A 20,457-nucleotide genomic window follows, 5' to 3' on the forward strand; every position below is an offset into this window, starting at 1 on the left:
CGTCGGGTCAGCCGACCGGGGTCGTCTCGTCCGCGTCGGCGGATGCCGTCACGGTGACCGCGTGCGGCCCGGGGTCCACCAGCAGGCGACGGCGTGCGTCGGTCGCCGACCCGGCGAGCAGCGCCGTCATCGAGCCGGTGCCGGCACCCGACGAGACCTCGACCGACGACTCGTCGAACCACAGGGTGAGCGCGACGCGGTCGCCCTCCGGTCGCACCGTCGACGCCACGTGCCGTCCGAACGACGCCGGGAGCCCCGGCACGGCGGGACGGTCGAGCCGGAGCGAGGCGTCGGCGGCGTCGTAGCGCAGGCCGAGCCGACGTCGGCCGTCGGCGTCGTCGAGCTCCAACCGGACCACACCGTCGGGTCCGCGCAGCGTGATCACGACCTCGACGCGGACGAGTCCCGGGAGCTCGTGGGTGCTCGCCGCGTCGTCGTCGTGACGGAGTACCGTGTCCACGGCACCGGTCGGGCCGACGATCCGCTGCACCAGCTCGAGGCGTCCGTCCCGCTCGGTCAGGCCGAGGGCCCGAGCAGCGGTCATCGCGCCGCGCCACGGCGTGGTCGGCAGGTCCTTCGCGTAGTCCCAGTTGTCCATCCACGCGACGAGCGTCCGGTCTCGGAGGCCCGTACCGGAGAAGGTCACGCCGGCGTACGAGTCGGGACCGTGGTCGAGCCAGCGGTACGTCGCGAGCTCCTCGGTGGACTGCTGCCGCCAGGACCCGTCCGGCGACCGGGTCTCGGCGGGGAGCGGCTCGTCCGGGACGAACCGCTCCCCGTCGAACTGCCCGAGCACGACGTGCGTACCGGATCCGCCCGCGACCCCGCCGGGGTTGAGGCTGACCAGCAGCACCCAGACCACGCGGTCGGGGTCGCCGTCGACGGTCAGGGGGAAGAGGTCCGGGCACTCCCAGACGCCACCGACCGGACCGGCGGGACCGTAGGTCGACACGAGGGTCCAGGTGCGCAGGTCGGTCGACCGGTGCACGAGCACCTGGCGGTCCTGGGCCTCGACGGCGACCATGATCCAGCAGGGGCCGTCCGTGCCCTCGTACCGGAACACCTTCGGGTCGCGGAAGTCGGCGGAGCCGCGGCGCAGCACCGGGTTCCCCGGGTACTTCAACCACCGGTACCCGCCGTCGGTGCTGGAGGCGAGGGCCTGCGACTGCTCGGTCTCGGCGGCCTGCGTCCAGATCGCGACCAGCGGCGGCTGCTCGGCCGATCCGAGCCCGCTCGTGTTCTCCGCGTCGAACACCACGGAGCCCGAGAAGACCTGCCCGTCCGCGTCGGCCTCGAGCGCCACCTCGTGCTCGGTCCACGTGAGCAGGTCGGTGCTCGACGCGTGCCCCCAGCCGACCGTGCCGTGGTCGATCCCGTCCGGGTTGTGCTGGAAGTAGAGGTGGTACCGGCCGTCGTGGACGACCAGGCCGTTCGGGTCGTTCATCCAGTTGCGGGCGGGCGTGAAGTGCCGCCGCGGGCGCCGGATCGTGGCGCCGTCCGTCGCTGGCTCGGTCCGGCTGCGCTCCGTCTCCGGCGCGTCGGACTGCGTGGCCGTCTCCGTGCTCACTTGACCGACCCTGCGGTGAGGCCACGGACGAAGAAGCGCTGGAGCGACAGGAACACCACGAGGGGCACGATCAGCACGATGAACGAGCCGGCCGCGACCAGGTTCCAGCCCGACCCGTACTGTCCGAGCAGCCCGAGCAGGCCCTGCTGCAGCACGGGGTTCGTGTTGCCGATGAAGATGTACGCGACGAGGTAGTCGTTCCAGACCCAGAGGAACTGGAAGATCGCGAACGACGCCAGCGCCGGCACCGACATCGGGACCGCGAGCCGCCAGAAGATCTGGAAGTGCGACGCGCCGTCGACGCGGGCGGCCTCGATGAGCGCGACGGGGAGCGTCGACATGTAGTTCCGCAGGATGTAGATGCAGAGCGGGAGCGCGAACGCCGAGTGCACGATCCACGCCGCCGGGAAGGTGCCGGTGATCTGCAGCCCGGTCGCCTGCGTGATCGTCTTGTACAGCTGCAGGACCGGGATCAGCGAGATCTGCACGGGCACCACGAGCAGCCCGACGATGACCGCGAAGTAGAACTCCTTGAACCGGAACTGCAGGAACGTGAACGCGTAGGCCGCGAACGCGGAGATCATGAGCGGCAGGATCGTGGCCGGGACCGCGACGGCGACGCTGTTGAGGAACTCGGCCGCCAGGCTCTGCCCGGTCCCCGAGGTCGCCCCCGTCAGCGCGTTCGAGTAGTTGTCGAGGGTCCACTCCGTACCGAACAGGTTCCCGAAGACGGTCCACCACCCGGTGCTCTGGGCGGCGGTCGTCGTGCGGAAGCTCGTGACGAGCAGGCCGATCGCCGGCACCATCCAGAGCACGGCGATGACGCCCATGACGATGCTCAGCAGGACGCGGGGACGCTGCTCGGCGCTGGTCTTCGTGACCCGTTCGCGCTTCGTCGCGACGATCTCCGGGGCTCCGGCCACCGGGACGATCTCGGTCATCGGAGGGCCTCCTGTTCGCGGTAGGTCCGCACCTGGTACACGATGACGGGCACCACGGCGAGGATGAGGATGACGACCACGGCGGACGCCTTCCCGGGGTTGTTGAACGCGAAGAACTGCGAGTAGAACTCGACGCCGAGCACGTTCGTGTCGAACTGCCCGTTGGTCATCGCGAAGACGATGTCGAAGATCTTCATCACCGTGATGAGGACCGTGATGCCGACGGCGATGATGGTGGTGCGGATCTGGGGAGCGATGACGCGGAAGAACGCCTGCCGCTCGCTGGCACCGTCGATGCGTGCCGCCTCGATCGTCTCCTCGGGCACGGCCTTGATCGCCGCGGAGAGCAGGACCATCGCGTAGCCGGCGTTCAGCCAGATCACGACCGCCATGAGCAGGAAGCTGTTCATGCGCAGGAAGTCGTTCTGCAGCCACGGGATCGGGTTCTGGTGCGTGATCGCGGTCCAGATGCCGTTGAGCAGTCCGACCTGGGGCTGTCCCGGTGCGTTGTACGCGTACACGAACGACCACATCGACGCGGCCGCGATGAAGCTCACCGACATCGGCAGGAAGATCAGGGACTTGAACGTCTTCTCGCGCTTCGGCCCGAGGCGGTCCGCCAGGGTCGCCACGAGCAGCCCGATCACGACCACCACCGCCGGGACGACGATGATCCAGAGCAGGTTGTTGAACAGGGTCGACAGGAACGACGGCGTCGAGAAGAGCGAGACGTAGTTGTCGAGGCCGCCGAAGGACGTCAGCCCGTACTGGTCCGTCTTCTGCAGGCTCTGGATGACCGTCTGCACCGTCGGGACGACCAGGAAGACGAGCAGGAGGAGCAGGACCGGCCCGATGAAGACGTAGGGCAGCAGTCGACCGTGCCACTTGCCGTGCGTCTTCGAGACCAGGAAGTTCAGCCCGAGGTAGATCAGGAACGAGACGGCCAGTCCGCCGATGACGGAGACGAGGACGCTGAGGACTTGCTGCACGAGGGGTCACCTCACTTCGTTGTCGGGGTGTGTCGTCGCGGCGTGCAGGCGCCGACGGCCGTGGCGGCGCCGGTCGGCACCGCCACGGCGCAGGTGGAGGGTGTTACTGCGACGGCCAGGAGTCGTCGATGGCCTTGAGTGTCTGGTCGAGTGACTGCTGACCCGCGGTCCAGGCCGTCAGGTTCGTCCACTCGGTACCGGCACCGACGGCTCCGGGCATCTGGTCGGAGGCGTCGAAGCCGAACACCTTCGAGTCCTTCACGGCCTGCTGCGCGACCTTCTGGAACGGGCTGGTGTACTCGGACGCCGGGAAGTCGTTGTGCGGCGAGAGCGCGGCCGACCAGTTCTTGGCGTAGCCGTTCGTGCCGAACTCCTTGCCGACCAGGTAGTCGACGACCTTCTTCGTGTCGTCGTCCGTCTTGAACGCGGCGACCAGGTCACCACCGCCGAGCGTGCCGGAGGTCGCGGCACCCTCGGGCGTCGGGAGCGGGAAGGCGTTCACGTTCGTCGTGTCGCCCTTCGCGATCTGCTCCTGGATCGCGGCCGGGAAGTTGCCCGTGATGAAGGTGCCCTGGCGCATCATGTAGCACTGCCCCGCCGACTTGCCGCCGTCGACGAACAGGTTGTTGCCCGCCGCGCCGAAGTCGGTGGACGCCATGGCCTTGCCGCCGCCGTTGACCGCGCCGTCGGCGAAGATCATCGACTCGACCTTGCCCGCGGCCTGCTTGACCAGGGGCGAGTCGAACTTCACCTCGTGGGTGATCCAGTCGTCGTACTTCTCGAGGCCGCCGTAGCGGAGCACGTACTCCTCGAGCCAGTCCGTCATCGGCCAGCCGTTCGAGCCCTGCGACGCGATGCCGACGCACCACGGGTAGCCGGAGCCGTCCTTGATGATCTTCTCCTGCAGCGCGGTGAGCTCGGCGTCGGTCTTCGGGACCTCGTACCCCTTGGCCTCGAACGCGGCCGGGTCGTACCAGACGAGCGACTTCACGTTGATGTTGTAGGGCAGGCCGTACGTCTTGCCGTTGACCTTCGCGATGTCGGCGAGGCCGTTCGCCTCGTCCGCGGTGACGCTCTTGACGTCCACGAGGTCGTCGAGCGGCTGGATGCCCTGGCTGATGAGGGACTTGAGCACGCCGGGCTGGGGGAAGATCGCGACGTCGGGGGCCTGGCCGCCCTTCACCTGCGTGACGATCGACGTCTGGAAGCTGTCGCTGCCCGAGTACTTGACCGTGATGCCCTGGCCCTCGGCCCACGTGTCCAGGTCCTTCTGGAACGCCGTGGCCTGCGCACCGGTGAAGCCACCGGAGATCGTGACCGTGCCGTCGGACGATGCGGATCCTCCGGCGCTGCAGCCGGTCAGCGTCAAGCCGGTCCCGACCGCGAGCGCGGCGGCGACGGCGATGCCCTTACGAAGCCTCATTACTTCGACCTTTCACTCGCACAAACCCAAATCGTTTTGTGTTGAGGAAGAGCATCACACAGGGGCCGTCCGCTCGCCACGGGCGCGGGTCACGAACGAGTAACGGTTACCGGTCCGATCGAGTCGCGGACGACGAGCTCTCCGCGGAGCCGCTCGACCCCGGCACGCGGCGTCGGCGGTGCGGTCAGCGCTCCCGTCTGCTCGAGCGCACGGCGGACCGCCGCACGACCCATCTGCTCGTGCGGGAGCGCGACGGTCGTCAGGCCCGGACGCAGGGCGGCGGCCACGAGCTGCAGGTCGTCGATGCCGACGACCGACAGGTCACGGCCGATCCGCATGCCCCGCTCCTCCGCGACCTGGTAGACCCCCATCGCCATCTGGTCGTTGAAGGCGAACACCGCGGTCGGGCGCTCGGCGGCGCGGTCGCCGGCTGCCTCCGGTACCGGTCCGAACAGCTCCGTCGCCGCCCGGAAGCCCGCTGCGGCATCCGCGACCTCGCCGACCGCGCGGACCACCACGGGGGTGCCGCCGGCCTCCACCAGGGTCCGCTCGTACCCCTCGACCCGGCCGGTCACGGCGGGACCGGCGCCCTCGACCGTCAGGTGCGCGATGCGCCGGTGCCCCGCCGCGAGCAACGCGCGGACCGCCGTCGCGGCGATGTCCTGCTCGTCGGGCACCACCGACGGCACCGGAGCAGCGGGGTCGAACGCGTCGAGCAGCACCGTCCGGGCCGGGTCGAGCGACCGCGGCAGCCGGATGACCCGGTTCGACGCCGAGGCGAACACCACCGCGTCGACCTGCCGCTGGATCAGGGCGTCGATGCGCGGGTCGTCGAACTCCCCGGCTGCGATGTCGACGATCATCAGGACGTGGTCGTGCGCGGCGGCCTCGGCCTGCGCCCCGACGATGATCTTGCCCGCGTACGGGGTCGACGCGATCTCCTCGGACACGAACCCCAGGACCGCCCGTCGGTCGGTCCGCATGGCACGGGCGATCGGGTTCGGCGCGTACCCGAGCCGTTCGACCGCTTCCTCGACCCGGAGGCGCGTCCGGGCACTCACGGTGCCCTTGCCGCTCAGCGCGTGCGACACCGTCGTGATCGACACCCCGGCCTCGGCCGCCACGTCGCGGATGCTCGTCGCTCGCGCCACGTGGTCTCCTGCTCTCTGCCCGTCCGGCCCGACGGCCCTTCCGGGAACCACCCGCGGACCGCACGTGCTGAGCCTAGTCACGCACTCGGCGGACGTGGGCGCGGCGAGGGACTAGCGCGGAGCGGGCGCTCCCACGGCGAGCGCCGACGCCAGGGTCGCGATCAGCCCGAGCCGGGCGAAGTACGGTCGGCCGCCCACGGGGAGCACCGCGATGAGGGCGAACGCGTTCGCTGCGGTGTCCGCGAGCCGGTCCTGCTCGGACGCCGACAGCGGCACCCCGGCCACGACGAGGGTCGCCCACCCGACGATCTCCGCGCTCGGCAGCTCCGGGTCGCAGGCACTGGCACGGTCCACGCCGTCGGGCAGTGGCGTGACGCGGTGTGCCTGCAGGACCGCCTCGAGCTCTTCTCGCATCGCTCCACCGTAGAGAGCGGCACGACGTCGGTCACAGGGAACCGGGGGACGTCACCGCCCGGTCACCGGGTCGGCTCTCGGCTCGCGCGGGTTGAGTGGACCCGTGCAGCCCTCATCGGAACCGACGCAGACCCCGGGTGACGGCGCGCTGCTGTCGCTCGTCTACGCCAGCCGCGCGGTCGTCGGCTTCGGACTCGACGACCTCGACGACCTGCTGGCGCACGCCCGCAGCGCGAACGCCCGCGCCGGCGTGACCGGTCTGCTGCTGTTCCGCGACCACCGGTTCCTGCAGCTGCTCGAGGGGCCTGCCACGGCGGTCCGCGAGAAGATGGCGTACATCGCCGAGGACCCGCGCCACGACCAGGTCACCGTGCTGCTCGAGGAACAGGTGCCCGCACGGCAGTTCCCGGACTGGTCGATGGGCTACGCGGCCGAGACCACCCTGCAGCGCGCCGCGGTGCCCGGTCACCGCACCACCTTCGACGACCTCGACTTCCTGCCCGACGACCACGGCGGGGCACCGGACCTCGCCGCGGTGCGGGAGCTCCTGCAGTGGTTCCGGCAGGACCGGACCGGAGCAGGTGCGGACGCGGGCACGGCCCGCGCACGCTGACCCCGTCGCCGGGGTGACCCGGCCACGGACGGAGGGCGCGGTGCCGGCCCGCACCGTGCCTCCCGTCCGGCACCGCGCACGGCCGCAGCGTGCCGCGCCGGCACGCGTCGTGCCTCCCGTCCGGTACGCCGCACGTCGCACGCCCGCAGCGCGCCGATCAGCGCAACCAGCGGTACTCGTACTCCGGCCGTCCCTGCCCGCGGTGGCGGACGTCCTTGGCGACCTGCCCGGCGGCGGCCAGGTGCTCGAGGTACCGCCGGGCGGTGACCCGCGACAGCCCGGTCGCCTCGGCGACCTCGGATGCCGAACCACCGTCGGACCGCTGCAGCAGTGCGTCGCGCACCACCTCGAGCGTCTCCGGGGCGATGCCCTTCTCGTGGTCGGCGGGCGCGACCGGACGGAGCGTCCCGAGCCGCTGGTCGATGTCGGCCTGCGTGAGGGCACGACGGTCCTCGAACCCTCGCCGGAACTCGCGGTACGACGTCATCCGGTCGGCGAACGACCGGAAGCTGAAGGGCTTGACGAGGTACTGCACGACCCCGAGGGCGATCGCGTTCCGCACCGCCTGGACGTCGTGTGCCGCGGTCACCGCGACGACGTCGACGGCGGAACCGGCGGCCCGCAGCGTGCGGACGAGCTGCAGGCCGTGGGCGTCCGGCAGGTTCAGGTCGAGCAGCACGAGGTCCGGTCGCTCCGCAGCGACCGCGGCGAGCATCGCCCGACCGGTCCCCACGGTGCCGACCACGGCGAAGCCCTCGAGGCGCGACACGTAGGCCGTGTGCGCCTCGGCGGTCAGCGGCTCGTCCTCGACGATGAGGACCCGGATGGGCGCGGTCACGAGGGCACCCGCCCGGTGGTGATCTCGACGGTGAAGGTGCTGCCGTCCGGTCCCGTGGTCACGGCGACGTCACCGCCGATGCGGGCCAGGGTGGCGCGGACGAGGTCGAGGCCGATGCCGCGTCCCTCGGGACCGGACTGCTTCGTCGACCACCCGCGCTCGTAGACGGCGTCGGCGTCGGCGATGCCCGGTCCGTCGTCGCGGACGACGAGCCGGACGGTCCCGCCGGCTGCGGCGACGACGACCTCGACGCGGCCGCGGTCCGGGCCCTGCGGGGAGCCGGCGACGGCGTCGACGGCGTTGTCCACGAGGTTGCCGAGCACGGTGACCACGTCGGCGGGTGCGGCCGGGACGGGGTCGAGCAGTCCGCTCGTGTCGGCGACCAGGTCGACGCCGCGCTCGCCCGCCTGTGCCCGCTTGGCGGCGAGGAGGGCGTCGAGCACCTCGGGCTCGGTGTGCGCCAGGTCGGCGCACGGGTCGCTCTCGCCGGACGCGTCGGTCCCGCTGCGCCGGTCGGTCTCGCCGTGCCGCTCGACCTCGCTGTGGCGGTCGATCTCGTGTGCGGCGAACCGGATCGCCTCGTCGACCCGACCGAGCTCCAGCAGCGCGACGACGGTGTGCAGGCGGTTGGCGAACTCGTGCGTCTGCGACCGCAGCGCATCGGTGAGCGTCCTGGTGGCGGCGAGCTCGCCGGACAGGTGCAGCAGGTCGGTCTGGTCGCGGATGGTCGCGACGGTGCCGACCGGCCGGGTCGCCCCCCGCGGGAACGCCATCTCCTGGTTCACCACGAGCACCCGGTCGCTCGTGGCGTACGTCTCGTCCACAGCACGGTCACCCGATGCGAGCAGGGTCCGGAGGGCGTCCGGCACGTCGAGCGCCGCCAGCGGCACCGGATCCTGGCGTTCGGCCGGCGCCGGCAGGTGCAGCAGCTCCGCCGCACGGTCGTTGTGCAGGACGACCGCGCCCGACCGGTCGACGACCACGAGCCCCTCGTGCACCGAGTGGAGCACGCCCTCGTAGGACGCGAAGACCCGCGCGAGCTCCTCCGGGCCCCGTCCCGCGGTGACCCGACCGAGGTACCGGCTGAGCAACCACGAGAACAACGCGGACACCGCGACCACCGCCAGGCCGAGCAGGACGACCGACGTGAGTCGCGGCACGAGGGCACTCGAGATGTTCGCCACGGTGACACCGGCGGCGACCAGCCCGACGATCCGGCCGTCGTCGTCGGTGATCGGCGTGACGGCCCGCACCGAGGGGCCGAGCGTCCCGGTGGAGGTCTCGGTGAAGGTCCGGCCGTCGAGCGCCGGCTGGACCGTACCGCGGAACGGCCGGCCGAGCTCCGACCGGTCGGGGTGCGTCCACCGGGTCCGGTCGGGCGCCATGATCGTGATGAAGTCCGTGTGGGTGCGGCGCATCAGGTCGAGCGCGTACGGCTCGAGGCGCTCGGACGGGTCCGCGGTGGTCGCCTGCTGGACCACGAACGGGTTCCGGGCGATCGACACCGCGACGGCGGTGGACTTCTCGGCCGCGTCCGCCTCGAGGTCGGCTCGCGCCGAGGTCCAGCTCCAGACGCCACCGACCGCCACCCCGACCACGACGAACAGCAGCTGCAGCGCGAAGAGTCGCGCGGCGATGCTCCACCGACGGGGTACCACTGAGCTGCCTCCTCGCTCCGTTGCGGGACGACCCATCCTCGCGCACGGGGGCCCGTCCGCGCAGCCTCCCCGTGAACGTTGTGAACACAAGTCGCCGCCGCGGGTCGCTCCGCGCGAGGGTGTGTCCGTTCCCCCGAGGACGAACCGACCGGAGCGACGCCGCTCCCGGTCCTGACGACAAGGAAGTCGCATGGCATCGACGCATTCGACCACCGCCCGCCCACGGCGACGCGGTCTGGATCGCTCGCACTGGCTCTACATCGCGGTCATCGTGGCCGTGCTCGCCGGCATCGTGGTCGGCCTGACGGCCCCCGACTTCGCCGTCGGACTCAAGCCGATCGGCGACGGCTTCATCGCGCTGATCAAGATGATGATCGCGCCGGTCATCTTCTGCACGATCGTGCTCGGCGTCGGCTCCATCGCGAAGGCGGCAACGGTCGGCAAGGTCGGCGGGTTGGCGCTCGGCTACTTCGTCGCGATGTCGACGTTCGCCCTGGCGATCGGCCTCGTCGTCGGCAACCTCATCCACCCCGGCGACCAGCTCGACATGTCGAAGGCGACGTACGAGCTGCCCGCCGGCACCGAGGAGAGCGCGTCCTCGACGTCCGGGTTCCTGCTCGGGATCATCCCCGCGACGCTCGTGTCGTCCCTGACGAGCGGCAGCATCCTGCAGACCCTGTTCGTCGCGCTGCTCGTCGGCTTCGCGCTGCAGGCGATGGGCGAGAAGGGTGCGCCGATCCTCACCGGCATCCGACACCTGCAGGCCCTGGTGTTCCGCATCCTCGCGATGGTGATGTGGGCCGCCCCGATCGGCGCCTTCGGGGCCATCGCAGCGGTGGTCGGTGCCACCGGCGTCGCGGCGCTCGTCGCGCTCGGGACCCTCATGGTCGCGTTCTACATCACCTGCATCGTGTTCGTCGTCGGCGTCCTCGGTGTCCTGCTCCGCGTCGTGACCGGCGTCAACATCTTCCGGCTCATGAAGTACCTCGGCCGCGAGTACCTGCTCATCGTGTCGACGTCCTCCAGCGAGGTCAGCCTCCCGCGGCTCATCGCGAAGATGGAGCACCTCGGCGTCTCGAAGCCCGTCGTCGGCGTCACGGTGCCGACCGGGTACTCGTTCAACCTCGACGGCACCGCGATCTACCTGACGATGTCCTCGCTGTTCATCGCGAACGCCCTCGGCACGCCGCTGAACATCCCCGAGCAGATCTCGCTCCTGGTCTTCATGATCATCGCCTCGAAGGGTGCTGCCGGGGTGACCGGTGCCGGACTCGCCACCCTCGCCGGCGGCCTGCAGGCGCACCGCCCGGACCTGGTCGACGGCGTCGGCCTGATCGTCGGCATCGACCGGTTCATGTCCGAGGCCCGCGCGCTGACGAACTTCACCGGGAACGCCGTGGCCACGGTGCTGGTCGGGACGTGGACGAAGCAGATCGACAAGCAGCAGGTCGAGCGGGTGCTGTCCGGTGCGGCGCCGTTCGACGAGCGGACGATGTCCGCCGACGACCACGGCGCGTCGGCTCGCGCAGACGGTCCCGGCTCCGCTCCCGCCACCGACGAGCGGATCTCGACCGAGGCCGTCCGCACCATCGTCGAGCCCGAGGGCTCGACCGCCACCCGCCGGTAGTCCCTCGTCACGAGGAGATCGACGATGATCACGAACCCCAACCACACGAGTCCCGCACCGCACACCGTGCCCGGCTCGTCCGGTGCGACGGCTCGGCGGTCGAGACCGGAACGGAGCCGATCGGCTGGTGGGACGAGCGGACGAGGTCCGAGCGCAGCGGCTAGGTGAAGAAGACGACGGTGCCGACGCCGATCCAGGCGAGGCCGATCGCGGCCAGCGCGGCGAGGCTGGCGAGACCGGTCGCGATGACCGCCGACACCTGTTCGCGCCAGACGCGGAGCGAGCTCGCCGCGATGCAGAGGGCGAGGACGGCGACGGGCAAGGACCCGATCAACGCGGCAGCCTGGACGGCAGAGGTCCGACGGTCGTCTGCTGTGGGCGGGAGCATCCCGTCGTCGTGGTCGAACTGGGACGGCGGGGTCTGGTGTGCGGGGTCGAAGACTCCGGTCGCCACGAGCACGATGCCCCACAGGACGATCAGGGCGATCGCGACGAGTGCCCGGACGTTGATCTGCCGTGATCGGTCCCGCTCCCGAAGCCCCACGCGCCGACCCTAGCGCGCCGGGCGCCGGACCTCCGCGAGCACGGCCCGCCTGGTGGTGGCGCGTCCCGTCCTCGGACGTGCGGGCGGTCAGGCCGTGACGACGGTGACGTCCGCGGTGTCGAAGCGCTCGACGAGGTCCGGTGCGATGCCGTCGTCGGTGACGAGGGTCCATCCGCCACCGAGCCGGGTCCATGCGTGGAACTCCGACTGCGCGAGCTTCGAGGAGTCAGCGAGGACGTACACCGCTGCCGCACGACGAGCGATGAGTTCCTTCAGGCGGATCTGACCGAGGTCCGCCTCGCAGATCCCACGCTCCGGGGACACCGCGTCGGCGCCGAGGTACGCCGCATCGAACGTCAGGTACTCGAGCGCCGCCTCCGTCAGGGGTCCGACGAAGCCGTTGCTCAACGACCGGTACTCGCCGCCGAGCATGACGAGTCGGACGTCGTCGCGGTCCGCCATGTCGGTGACGACCCCGACGCTGGTGGTGGTGACGGTGAGGTCGGCGTCCACCGGGAGCGCATGGGCGAACGCCGCGACGGTCGAGCCGTTGTCGAGGAAGAGCGACGTCCCGGGCTGCACGGCCTCGGCTGCGCGCCGCGCGATGTCGCGCTTCGCGTCGAAGTGCTCACCGAGCCGCTGCCGCAGCGACGCCTCGGGGTGCGCGGCCACAGCCATCGCGCCACCGAACGTCCGGGTGAGCTTCCGCTGCTCCTGCAGGGTCGCGAGGTCCCGGCGGATGGTGGATGCCGTGACCCCGAACCGCTCCGAGAGTTCGTCGACGCTCGCGAGTCCGACCGTCGTCGCGAGCGTGACGATCGCGTCACGCCGAGCTCTGGCCGAGATCGACACGGGCACCTTCCGGACAGTGGGGACTCAGGACCTGTCAGGCGCCCGAGGCCGGTCGCAGCGCGCCCGACGTCGGGGCGAGCTCGGCGGCCTGGCGGAGCGCCTCGATCATGCTAGCGACATCGGCCTTGCCCGAGCCCGCGATGTCGAACGCCGTCCCGTGGTCCACCGACGTGCGGATGACCGGCAGACCCACCGTGATGTTCACCCCGGCCTCGATCCCGAGCACCTTCACGGGGCCGTGCCCCTGGTCGTGGTACATCGCGACCACCAGGTCGTAGTCCCCGCGGCCGGCGAGGAAGAAGAGGGTGTCGGCCGGGAGCGGTCCGACGGCGTCGATGCCGTCGGCGCGCGCCGCTTCGACGCCCGGAGCGATCTTCTCGGCCTCCTCGCCGTACCCGAAGAGGCCGTTCTCGCCGGCGTGCGGGTTGATCGCCGCGACACCGATCTTCGGGTGCGGGTTGCCCGACCGGACGAGGGCTTCGTTCCCGCGCCGGATGGTCCGCTCGACGAGTCCGGGTTCGATCTTCGCGACGGCGTCGATGAGACCGAGGTGGGTGGTCACGTGGACGACCTTCAGCTTGGCGGTCGAGAGCATCATCGAGACCTCGTCGACGCCCATGAGCTCGGCGAGGAGCTCGGTGTGCCCGGGGAAGACGTGGCCACCGGCGTGCAGCGCCTCCTTGTTGAGCGGAGCCGTGCAGATCGCCTGGACCTTCCCGGCCATCGCCGCTTCGCACGCGACACGGATGTACTGGAAGGCTGCATCGCCGGCGACCGGCGAGAGCTGCCCCCACGGCAGGTCCTCGGGCAGGAGTCCGAGGTCGACCACGTCGATGACGCCGTCCCGGTGCCCGGCGTCAGCGACGTCCTCGACGACGTTGAAGGTGACGTCGACGTTCCGGATGGCGGCGGCCTGGCGGAGACGACCGAGGTCGCCGATGACGACGGGGCGGCAGACGGCCAGGACGTCCGGCGACACGACGGCCTCGACGACGATCTCTGGGCCGACACCGGCCCCGTCACCCATCGTGACAGCGACGATCGGAGTTGCGTTCATCTGCGGTACTGCCTTTCGGTTCGTGCGGCCTGCGGCCGCTTCGACGCGGCCTGCGTCGCGGACGGGTCGTCGCGAGCGGACTGGAGGAACGTGGCCGCGTCGAGCAGGTTCGTGACGGTCCCGAAGCTGCCGGGTCGTGTGACGACGAGCCGGCCGTCGTCCGCGCGGGACACGACGCATCCGGGTTCGACGGCGCCCTCGGGCACGATGGTCGCGATGCCGAGGCGACTGAGCACGGAGCGGGCGGTCTCGCCACCGGTCAGCACCAGGGCGGACCGACCGCTGATGGTGGCGGCCACGATGCCGAGACCGTCGGCGAGCCGTCGGGCGAGGTGCGGGACCGGGTCGTTCCGGTCCTCGACGCAGATCGCCGCGCTCCCACTGCGCAGGGCTGCGCGCGCTTCCTGGATCGCCGGGTGGTCGACGTCGTCGACCTCACGGCGGTCGACGGCGCGGAGCAGGACGTCACGGGGCACGGGCACGACGGGGACACCGTTCGCTGCGAGGGCCGCGAGCTGCCCGGTCGCCTCGGTGCTGGCCGTGCCCACGACGAGGAGGACGGGCTGGAGTCCCCCGGCGAGCGCCACCCGCTCCCGATCGTTCGTCACGACGGGGCCCGGGGGCTGCGCTCCGCGGAGGCGACCGACTGCCGCAGCGATCCCGCCGGACCCGACGATCGTGCAGTCCGCACCGTCGAGCGCCGCTGCGATCCGGTCGAGGTCGTGGTCCGAGGCGGCGTCGACGACGGGGACCTCGCCGGCGCCGATCGCTCGCTCGACCGCGTCGAGGACGGCCGCGCTCCCGGCGCGGACGACCGCGAGCGGGACGGACCGGGCTCGCGGTCCGACCGCGGCCAGTGGGCCGGGGACGACCCGGGCCTCCAGGCCGTGCAGCCCTGCATCCGCCACCGGGCGGCCGTGCACGAGGAGCTGACCGTGGACGACCGTCCTCCCGAGTGCCGGGAGCGCCGTGGCGACCACGACGCGTGCGCCGGCGTCGAGGAGCCCGTCGATGACGTCTCCCACGCCGCCGCGCAGCAGCGAGTCGGTCTTCACCAGCCGCACCGGCGCTCCGGCTGCGCGCATCCGTTGTGATGCCTGCGCGACGGCCGCACGACGCGCGGCCGGGTCGAGCGACCGCGTGTCGCAGTCCAGAACGACGTCGGACCGCGATCGAGCGACGTGCTCGAGCGCGGCGGGGAGCGTCAGGGCGACGGTGACCGACCCGGTGCCGAGGACCGCAGCGACCTCGGCGGCTCCGGACAGGTCGTCGGCGATCGCGGCGAGGCGGTTCGACATCGGACCCCTCCTCGGGCTCGGTGGACGGTCCCGTCGAAGCATCGACGGCGTGCACGAAACACGCTAGACGAACTGCGTGAAACACGCAATAGTGGGCGCGCACGGCTGCCCCTCGGCGACTCGACGACGAGTCGCTCCGACGGCGCCCGAACGAGAGGAACCCAGTGCGTGACACCGACATCCGAGGCCGGCGGCTCGCCCCCGCCGTCCTCGGCACCATGACCTTCGGCGACAGCGTCGACGAGCCCACGGCGGCCGAGATGGTCGACCGCTTCCTGGCATCCGGCGGGACCGGCATCGACACGGCCAACGGGTACGCCGGCGGCCGCAGCGAGGAGATCCTCGGCTCCGTGCTCGCCGGACGCCGCGACGGGGTCGTGCTCGCGACGAAGGTCGGCATCCCGAACCCGGACGCCGGAGGGGCCGCGCCGCTGTCCGCCGTGGCGGTCGAACGGTGCGTGCGCGCGAGCCTCCGACGGCTCCGGACGGACCACGTCGACGTCCTCTACCTGCACCAGCCCGACCGCTCGACCACGGCGGAGGAGACGCTGACCGCCGTCCGGGCGCTCGTCGAGGCGGGCGTGGTGCGCACGTGGGGTGTCTCGAACTTCGCGGCCTGGCAGATCGCGGAGCTGCGGCACACCGCCGCGCGACTCGGTCTCGACGCGCCCGTCCTCGGGCAGCAGGTCTACAGCGTGATCGCGACCCGCATCGACGACGAGTACGCCGAGTACGCCAGGAGCACCGGACTCGCGACGATCGTCTACAACCCGCTCGGCGGCGGGCTCCTGACCGGCAGGCACCGACCGGACGAGCACCCGACCGCGGGACGCTTCGGGTCCTCGCCGCTCGCCGGCATGTACCGCGACCGGTACTGGAACGACGAGGTCTTCGCCGCGGTCGGACAGCTCCGTGCGATCGCCGAGGGTGCGGGGATGCCGATGGCCGAGCTCGCGCTGCGCTGGACGATCGGCCGTGCCGTCGTGGACGCCGTCCTGATCGGTGGGTCGCGGCTCACGAACATCGAGGCGAACCTCACCGCGCTGGCCGCCGGTGCGCTGCCGGAGGACGTGCAGCGGGCTGTCGACGACGTGGCCGCTGCGCTCCGCGGACCGATGCCGGCCTACAACCGCTGACGCACAGGTGGCGGCCCGACCACGTGACGGACAGGAGGCGCGGTGCCGGCTGGCACCGCGCCTCCCGTCGGTCCGGGGTCGCGCAGGCTCAGCCCAGTCCTGCCGCCTGATCGGCGCGCACCGTGTCCGCGATCTTCTCGAGCGCCGCCTCGCTCAGCAGGTTGAACGGCGCGCGGCACGGCCCCACGGGCTCGCCGGCGGCGTTGGTGGCCGCCTTGACGATCGTGTTCGGGTTGCCGAGCGCGAACAGGTTGCGCAGCGGGCGGATCGACGCCTGCGCCGCGCGGGCCCCCTCGAGGTCGCCCGCCGCCCACTTCCGGGTGATCTCGACCATGGTCCGCGGGTAGACGTTCGCGACGGCGGTGATGCCGCCCGCGCCGCCGGCCTGCAGCGTCGGCAGGACCAGCGAGTCGGTCCCCGCGAGCACCGCGAAGTGCTCGGGATCGGTCAGCTCGATCAGCTGCAGGATCGCGTCGAAGTTCCCCGACGAGTCCTTGACACCCGCGATGTTGTCGATCTCCGCGAGTCGGGCGACCGTCGCCGGCGTGATGGTGTTCCCGGTCCGCGCGGGGATGTTGTAGATGAGCACCGGGATGTCGACGGCTCCGGCGACCGCCGCGAAGTGGCGGTACAGCTCGTCCTGCGACGCCGCAGCGAAGTAGGGCGTGATCACCGACAGCACGTCGGCACCCGACGCCTGCATGCGCTGGGCGATGCGCACCGTCTCCTTCGTCCCGACGGCACCGGCGCCGCCGTAGACGGGGACGCGGCCACCGGTGGCGTCGACGACCGCCTCGAGCACGGCGAGCCGTTCGTCCTCGGTCTGCTGGAAGAACTCGCCGTTGGTACCGAGGCAGAAGACGCCGTCGGCGCCCGCCCGGACGGCGCGGTCGGTGTGCAGCCGCATCTGGTCGAGGTCGAGCGACTCGTCGTCGTGGAACGGGGTGACGAGCGCGTGGATGCTGCCGCTGATCGTGGTGGTCACTGCAGGTACTCCTTGTCGGCTGGGGGGCCAGGCGGTCGGGTGGTGGGTCAGGGACGGGGTTGCTGCATCACGTGGACCGCGAAGCCGCCGTACTCCCCCGCCAGGTAGATGTTCTGCAGACGGCCGTCCTCGAAGTGTGCAGCCGTGTCCTGGTCGAAGCCGAAGCCCTTCGCGGTGAGTTCCTCGACCGCTGCCTCCAGGTCGTCGGTCGACATCCCGATGTGGCCGTGCGTACCCAGGTACTGGGATCGCACGCACTCGAAGAACGTGCCGGCGAACTCGGACTTCTTCCCCTGGCGGGGGTCGAGGTTGAACATGAGGCAGAAGAGGTCGCACAGTTCCTGCGCGGCTGCGGCGTCGGGGTTGTTGATGCCCACGTGGGCGAGCTCGAAGGTGGTCGTCACGACAGGTTCTCCGTCACGTCAGGTCCGTCACATCGGGAAGAGCAGGAGGGCGCCGGCCGTCAGCGCCAGCAGGCGGATGAAGTACATCGGGATGGTGAACTTCCAGAACTGGAGGAGCGAGTACTTCCCGACCCCCATCACCATCGCGGGGAGCCCGTCGATGGGGAGGAAGTGTCCGTTCCACCCGGAGATGACGATGGCGACGGCCGCAGCCGCGGGGTTGAGCCCCAGGCTGACGCAGGTCGCGATCGCCAGCGGTGCGAAGACGTACACCGTGCCGATCGTCGACCCCGTGAGGGTCGCGAGGACACTCGTCAGGACACAGAACGCGAACACCAGCAGGAAGGGGCTGACGTTGCCGCCGAGCAGTCCGGCGACGGACTCGCCGACGAGCTTCGTGAGCCCGGTCGCGCCGAGCGCCTCAGCGATGCCGATGACACCGGCGGACATGATGATGATCGGCTGGCTGATGGCGTCGCGGATCTCCGTGAAGTCCAGGACCTTCATCACCAGGAGGAGTGCCACGGAGAGGCCCGTGATCGCGTACCCCGCGTCGCCGATGTAGCTGTAGGAGATCATGCCGGCGATCGCCAGGACGAAGCAGGCGTACGTCGCCAGTTGCTTCCGACGGTCCAGCGTCGGCGCGGTGACCGTCGCGGTCGCGCTCGACGAGGCGATCGCGGTCGCGTTCGCGTCGGCGGCGTGGGGGCCGGGCGTGGCCGGGTCCGCTGCGGACGAAGCGGCACGTGTGCCCGGCGTGGACGCGTCGCCGGTCGGGGTGCTGCCGGCACCGACCGTGGCCGGTTCCTTCGCCGCGCTCGTGCTCTCCGGGGCGGACTCGCCGTCGACGATGGGGTGATCCGGCAGCAGACGGTAGGCGATGAGACACCAGACGAGGAATCCGAGACTGAGCACGAGGTTGACGATCGAGAACCGGACGAGGTCGATGTTCTCCCGGACCCCTGCTGCCTCGAGCACCGCGACGACGATGCCGTACTGCAGCGCCACGTTGAACGGCAGCATCGGGTGGTTCGCGGCGAACCCGGCGGGCATGAGGACCTTCGACGGCGGCAGCTTCTTGTTGTACGCGAGCGTCGACAGCAAGCCGATGACCAGCACGTAGTAAGCGGTCGACCCCGTGCCGAAGATGCTGCACCCCACCATGACGAACACGACGATGAGGACGTAGGCACGGAACCCGCCCTTCGTCCCGAGTCTCGTGATCATCCGCTTGAAGCCCGAGACGAGGTCGGTCTTCTGCAAGGCGGCGATCACCGCCATGAACGAGGCGAGCATGATGATGGTCGCGTTGGCGAAGCCGCTGAAGGCCACGTTGATCGGCACGACGCCGAACACCACCATCAGGAGGCAGGCGATCAACGGCGGGACGCCGAACGGCAGGCGGTCGATCATGATCAGCACGATCATGAAGACGGTGATCGCGAGTGCGAAGACCATGGGGAGGGTCATGCTCGCTGCTCCTTCGCAGGGAGGTCCGGGCCGGCGGAGACGGACGGCGTCGACACGATCGCAGCGAGGACGTCAGCAGGCAGGTACACGTGCTTGATCGACTTTCGGTGCCACGTGTAGGCGACGTGCAGCCCCCCGGCCGGATCGGGGAGCACCGAGGGGTAGGACAGCTCCCGGTTGCGTGACTCACGGCTGTTGTTCGAGAGGCAGTACCCGTCGCCGTTCTCGATGTCGTAGGCGGTCGGCCAGGATCGCCCGTCGGGGCTCGAGACCACGAGCGTCATCGGCGCGCGCGGGGCGCCCCAGAACGCACTCGGGCCGTCGGCGTCGAACGCGGGCTCAGCGACCCGCGGGCCGCTGTCGGCTGCGAGGCCCGCGTCGTCGATCTCGTCGTACAGGGAGACACGGCGGCTCGTCGCGTCGTCCTTGCTCGAGTGGTTCATCACCATCGCGATGCGGCCGTCGTCGAGGGAGCGCGCCTGGATCGACGAGTTGTTGTTCGGCAGGTCGAGCGGCCGGCACGGCTCCCAGGTCATCCCGCCGTCCGACGACGTCGACTCGTAGACGTGGTCAGCCCAGCGGGATCGGAAGCACGCCCAGAGCACGCCGTCATCGCGCGGCACGATGTTCATGTGCACGCACCCGGTCGACTCGGGCACGGCGACCTCGGACCAGGTCTCGCCGCCGTCGTCGGAGTACCAGACCGAGGCGGTGTCGTCGTTGCCCACCCACTTCTCACCGGGGACCGTCCGGCAGTTGAACACCGGGAGCAGGATCCGACCGCTCTCGAGCACGACGGGTGCCTGGCGCACGAACACGCCGACCGGCGCATCGCGTCCGAGCAGCGGTGCCGGCTCTCCCCAGGTCTCGCCGCCGTCGCGGGAGACCCGTCGTCGTACCTCGGAGGTGTCCTGGTTCCCGGCGAGCTGCGCGGTGTACAGCAACCAGACGGTGCCGTCCGGCGCGGTGAAGAGGATCGGGTTCTGCTCGGAACGCGCACTGTCGAAGCTCAGCTGGACGGGCTCGAGCCAGCGCTCCGTCCCGGCAGGGAGGCGCGACAGGTGGATCGAGATGTCGGAGACGCCCTCCTGCGTGCCGCCGAACCACACGCAGGCGAGGTCTCCCCCGGGCAGGAACGCGAGGTTGGCCGCGTGGCACTGGACCGTGGGAGTCGGGAGGAGCGCTTCTGCGCCCCCGTCGGACCGGGCTCGCAACAGCCCGTCGAAGTCACTCATGCGGGGATCCTCCAGTCGACGTTGACGGTGGGCACCGGTGGATCGGTGCTGCGCGCTCATCCTGACAGACCTGCTCGAAGTGCGCAATGACCATGCGCGACATGCGCACGCTCGTGCCGTTGTATCGAGGCGCATGCGCCGTTGTCGCTCGAAGTACGCGATCGTCGCCACGCTCACGGGTCAGCACCGCCCCGTCGCGGCTGCGAGCCGCGGAGAGGCGGACCGGCGCACCACAGGTCGTCGCCGGGGCTCTCG

The 20,457-nt window shown here is 70.9% G+C and carries 19 protein-coding genes; 3 read left to right on the forward strand and 16 right to left on the reverse strand.

All coding sequences use genetic code 11. The features are described from left to right. Positions 1-7: 7 nt before the first annotated feature. From ACIP6W_RS02315 to ACIP6W_RS02340, 6 genes are all read right to left on the reverse strand, one after another. Complete coding sequence (locus tag ACIP6W_RS02315) at positions 8-1,567, reverse strand: glycoside hydrolase family 32 protein (protein WP_400428004.1); 1,560 nt, start codon at positions 1,565-1,567, stop codon at positions 8-10. Further along, positions 1,564-2,508, reverse strand: coding sequence for a carbohydrate ABC transporter permease (locus ACIP6W_RS02320; RefSeq protein ID WP_209683910.1), 945 nt, complete (start codon positions 2,506-2,508; stop codon positions 1,564-1,566). Before ACIP6W_RS02320 ends, ACIP6W_RS02315 begins: the two co-directional genes overlap by 4 nt. Beyond that, positions 2,505-3,497 carry a carbohydrate ABC transporter permease gene (locus ACIP6W_RS02325; protein WP_066652333.1) on the reverse strand — a complete coding sequence of 331 codons (993 nt, stop codon included), beginning with the start codon at positions 3,495-3,497 and terminating at the stop codon, positions 2,505-2,507. Before ACIP6W_RS02325 ends, ACIP6W_RS02320 begins: the two co-directional genes overlap by 4 nt. Positions 3,498-3,600: 103 nt before the next feature. Next, positions 3,601-4,920: an ABC transporter substrate-binding protein gene (locus ACIP6W_RS02330; RefSeq protein ID WP_066652332.1), complete on the reverse strand. Its 1,320-nt coding sequence runs from the start codon at positions 4,918-4,920 to the stop codon at positions 3,601-3,603. An 89-nt stretch (positions 4,921-5,009) separates the two neighbouring features. Next, the gene (locus ACIP6W_RS02335) at positions 5,010-6,071 is read right to left on the reverse strand and encodes a LacI family DNA-binding transcriptional regulator (RefSeq protein WP_066652330.1); all 1,062 of its coding nucleotides are present in this window, start codon (positions 6,069-6,071) and stop codon (positions 5,010-5,012) included. Positions 6,072-6,182: 111 nt separating this feature from the next. Beyond that, positions 6,183-6,485 (reverse strand): hypothetical protein, encoded by a 303-nt coding sequence (locus ACIP6W_RS02340; protein ID WP_400428008.1) that lies wholly within the window; start codon positions 6,483-6,485, stop codon positions 6,183-6,185. Positions 6,486-6,588: 103 nt separating this feature from the next. Between ACIP6W_RS02340 and ACIP6W_RS02345 the strand changes: the two genes are divergently transcribed. Next, positions 6,589-7,098 (forward strand): BLUF domain-containing protein, encoded by a 510-nt coding sequence (locus tag ACIP6W_RS02345; RefSeq protein WP_066652328.1) that lies wholly within the window; start codon positions 6,589-6,591, stop codon positions 7,096-7,098. Between the two features lie 157 nt (positions 7,099-7,255). On the opposite strand, the gene ACIP6W_RS02350 is transcribed toward ACIP6W_RS02345, so the two are convergent. Together ACIP6W_RS02350 and ACIP6W_RS02355 are read right to left on the reverse strand one after the other, a co-directional pair. Further along, complete coding sequence (locus ACIP6W_RS02350) at positions 7,256-7,936, reverse strand: response regulator (RefSeq protein WP_400428011.1); 681 nt, start codon at positions 7,934-7,936, stop codon at positions 7,256-7,258. Then, positions 7,933-9,594, reverse strand: coding sequence for an ATP-binding protein (locus tag ACIP6W_RS02355; RefSeq protein ID WP_400428014.1), 1,662 nt, complete (start codon positions 9,592-9,594; stop codon positions 7,933-7,935). Before ACIP6W_RS02355 ends, ACIP6W_RS02350 begins: the two co-directional genes overlap by 4 nt. Positions 9,595-9,784: 190 nt before the next feature. Between ACIP6W_RS02355 and ACIP6W_RS02360 the strand changes: the two genes are divergently transcribed. Further along, positions 9,785-11,221 carry a cation:dicarboxylate symporter family transporter gene (locus ACIP6W_RS02360; protein ID WP_066652321.1) on the forward strand — a complete coding sequence of 479 codons (1,437 nt, stop codon included), beginning with the start codon at positions 9,785-9,787 and terminating at the stop codon, positions 11,219-11,221. 160 nt (positions 11,222-11,381) lie between these two features. Here the strand turns inward: ACIP6W_RS02360 and ACIP6W_RS02365 are convergent, their stop codons facing one another. From ACIP6W_RS02365 to ACIP6W_RS02380, 4 genes are all read right to left on the reverse strand, one after another. Continuing rightward, positions 11,382-11,765, reverse strand: coding sequence for a hypothetical protein (locus ACIP6W_RS02365; protein ID WP_400428017.1), 384 nt, complete (start codon positions 11,763-11,765; stop codon positions 11,382-11,384). Positions 11,766-11,852: 87 nt separating this feature from the next. After that, on the reverse strand, positions 11,853-12,623 hold the full coding sequence (locus tag ACIP6W_RS02370; RefSeq protein ID WP_307810389.1) for a DeoR/GlpR family DNA-binding transcription regulator: 771 nt from the start codon (positions 12,621-12,623) through the stop codon (positions 11,853-11,855). A gap of 28 nt (positions 12,624-12,651) precedes the next feature. Beyond that, positions 12,652-13,674: a 4-hydroxythreonine-4-phosphate dehydrogenase PdxA gene (pdxA, locus tag ACIP6W_RS02375; RefSeq protein ID WP_209683924.1), complete on the reverse strand. Its 1,023-nt coding sequence runs from the start codon at positions 13,672-13,674 to the stop codon at positions 12,652-12,654. Then, complete coding sequence (locus ACIP6W_RS02380) at positions 13,671-14,972, reverse strand: four-carbon acid sugar kinase family protein (RefSeq protein WP_400428021.1); 1,302 nt, start codon at positions 14,970-14,972, stop codon at positions 13,671-13,673. Before ACIP6W_RS02380 ends, pdxA begins: the two co-directional genes overlap by 4 nt. 164 nt (positions 14,973-15,136) lie before the next feature. Here ACIP6W_RS02380 and ACIP6W_RS02385 point away from each other — a divergent pair, with 164 nt between their 5' ends. Next, entirely contained in the window at positions 15,137-16,108 is a 972-nt protein-coding gene (locus ACIP6W_RS02385) for an aldo/keto reductase (RefSeq protein ID WP_307810390.1), read from the forward strand. A gap of 88 nt (positions 16,109-16,196) precedes the next feature. Here ACIP6W_RS02385 and dapA read toward each other — a convergent pair whose 3' ends face one another. The 4 genes from dapA to ACIP6W_RS02405 are packed head-to-tail and all read right to left on the reverse strand — an operon-like array spanning position 16,197 to position 20,202. Next, positions 16,197-17,093, reverse strand: a complete 897-nt coding sequence (gene dapA, locus ACIP6W_RS02390; RefSeq protein ID WP_400428024.1) for a 4-hydroxy-tetrahydrodipicolinate synthase — start codon at positions 17,091-17,093, stop codon at positions 16,197-16,199. A 47-nt stretch (positions 17,094-17,140) separates the two neighbouring features. After that, positions 17,141-17,497 carry a hypothetical protein gene (locus ACIP6W_RS02395; RefSeq protein WP_400339733.1) on the reverse strand — a complete coding sequence of 119 codons (357 nt, stop codon included), beginning with the start codon at positions 17,495-17,497 and terminating at the stop codon, positions 17,141-17,143. Positions 17,498-17,524: 27 nt separating this feature from the next. After that, positions 17,525-18,967: an SLC13 family permease gene (locus ACIP6W_RS02400; protein WP_400428027.1), complete on the reverse strand. Its 1,443-nt coding sequence runs from the start codon at positions 18,965-18,967 to the stop codon at positions 17,525-17,527. Further along, a complete protein-coding gene (locus ACIP6W_RS02405) occupies positions 18,964-20,202 on the reverse strand; it encodes an exo-alpha-sialidase (protein WP_400428030.1) in 1,239 nt (412 codons plus the stop codon). The genes ACIP6W_RS02400 and ACIP6W_RS02405 overlap by 4 nt, the downstream gene beginning before the upstream one ends. Positions 20,203-20,457 lie beyond the last annotated feature (255 nt).

The sequence above is a fragment of the Curtobacterium sp. NPDC088465 genome (assembly GCF_044753165.1).
In the GTDB taxonomy this organism is placed as follows: domain Bacteria; phylum Actinomycetota; class Actinomycetes; order Actinomycetales; family Microbacteriaceae; genus Curtobacterium.

Excerpts from the sequence above, each read along its gene's own strand:
- ACIP6W_RS02380 (WP_400428021.1), bottom strand. The coding sequence starts at position 14,972 with ATGTCGAACCGCCTCGCCGCGATCGCCGACGACCTGTCCGGAGCCGCC.
- ACIP6W_RS02360 (WP_066652321.1), top strand. The coding sequence starts at position 9,785 with ATGGCATCGACGCATTCGACCACCGCCCGCCCACGGCGACGCGGTCTG.
- ACIP6W_RS02330 (WP_066652332.1), bottom strand. The coding sequence starts at position 4,920 with ATGAGGCTTCGTAAGGGCATCGCCGTCGCCGCCGCGCTCGCGGTCGGG.
- ACIP6W_RS02340 (WP_400428008.1), bottom strand. The coding sequence starts at position 6,485 with ATGCGAGAAGAGCTCGAGGCGGTCCTGCAGGCACACCGCGTCACGCCA.
- ACIP6W_RS02400 (WP_400428027.1), bottom strand. The coding sequence starts at position 18,967 with ATGACCCTCCCCATGGTCTTCGCACTCGCGATCACCGTCTTCATGATC.
- ACIP6W_RS02405 (WP_400428030.1), bottom strand. The coding sequence starts at position 20,202 with ATGAGTGACTTCGACGGGCTGTTGCGAGCCCGGTCCGACGGGGGCGCA.
- ACIP6W_RS02320 (WP_209683910.1), bottom strand. The coding sequence starts at position 2,508 with ATGACCGAGATCGTCCCGGTGGCCGGAGCCCCGGAGATCGTCGCGACG.
- pdxA (WP_209683924.1), bottom strand. The coding sequence starts at position 13,674 with ATGAACGCAACTCCGATCGTCGCTGTCACGATGGGTGACGGGGCCGGT.